The organism is Flavobacterium orientale, assembly GCF_014638005.1.
Classification (GTDB): Bacteria; Bacteroidota; Bacteroidia; order Flavobacteriales; family Flavobacteriaceae; genus Flavobacterium; species Flavobacterium orientale.
Window position 1 is genome coordinate 1 of the sequence record NZ_BMFG01000053.1, and the last position, 504, is coordinate 504.

Sequence of the window (504 nt, forward strand, 5' to 3'; positions counted from 1 at the left end):
GTGAGACTATTCTTGCCAATGGCATGGCAGACCAGATTATTGAGATGTACGCCATGGGCACCAGCACACGTGACATCAGCAGCTACTTTGAGCGTGAGTTCAACACAACTCTATCAGCCGATACTATCAGCTCTATAACAGACCGTGTATTACCCGAAATCACCGCCTGGAAGTCTCGCATGCTCGATCCTGTATATGCCATTTGCTGGCTTGATGCTATCCATTATAAGGTAAAGGATGAGAATGGCAGAGCTGTCACACGAGCCATTTACAACATTCTTGGTATCAACAAGGAAGGCCAAAAAGAACTGTTAGGTATGTATGTGTCTAAGAGTGAAGGAGCTAACTTCTGGCTAGAAGTTCTTACGGATCTTCAGAACCGTGGTGTTCGAGACATCTTGATTTGTTGTATTGATGGTCTCAAAGGCTTCCCAGATGCCATCCAAAGCGTATTTCCTGAGAGTTCTGTGCAGCTCTGTATTGTCCATCAGATACGCAATTCCA

Annotated in this window: 1 protein-coding gene; it reads left to right on the top strand. The window is 45.2% G+C overall.

The features are described 5' to 3' along the window. Nucleotides 1-504: IS256 family transposase (locus tag IEV15_RS14610; protein ID WP_188363270.1), on the top strand; the 504-nt coding region annotated here is incomplete at both ends.